Annotated in this window: 1 protein-coding gene; it reads right to left on the bottom strand. The window is 32.8% G+C overall.

What is annotated here, in order from left to right:
* Positions 1 to 14: 14 nt before the first annotated feature.
* Positions 15 to 173, bottom strand: a complete 159-nt coding sequence (locus JM172_RS24640) for a hypothetical protein (protein ID WP_214485001.1) — start codon at positions 171 to 173, stop codon at positions 15 to 17.
* Positions 174 to 516: the final 343 nt, after the last annotated feature.

Raw genomic sequence — 516 nt, 5'->3', positions numbered from 1 at the left:
ATTGTATTTTGTTATTAAGCTAATTGGAAAATTTGAGGTTCATTGTTACTTCCTTCGATAGGAACGAATGCTGTATTTTGACCTGATATTCCAGTACCTCCACCCTGCTCTATCCATACTATCATCATACACATCCAACAAACCATTGTCATTACAAATAAATAGGTATTCAAATGTTCTCCCACCTCTAAAAAATTTTTATAGAATATACTATTTATAACGTTATTTATTTCTTGGACTGGCATCATATAGCTAGCCTATTTTTCTGTTAATTAGCGAAATTATCCATAATACAGGACTTATTCGACTAAATTTCCAACATGTTTACTTAATAAGAGCCACAATAACCCACGTTATAATTGCGATTATAAGGTATGATACAGTCCGTATTACTCTGATGTATTCTCGTTTTTAGTAAACACAATGTCCACTGAGGTGACTAAAATATCTTGGTTGAAGCAATATTAGTCAAAACATCAAGAAAGGCGCTCTCAGTATTATTACTGACAAGCGCCA

The sequence above is a fragment of the Bacillus sp. SM2101 genome (assembly GCF_018588585.1).
In the GTDB taxonomy this organism is placed as follows: Bacteria; Bacillota; Bacilli; order Bacillales; family SM2101; genus Nanhaiella; species Nanhaiella sioensis.
The sequence above is the reverse complement of the archived record's forward strand: the minus strand, read 5'-3'. Positions and strand labels throughout refer to the sequence as shown.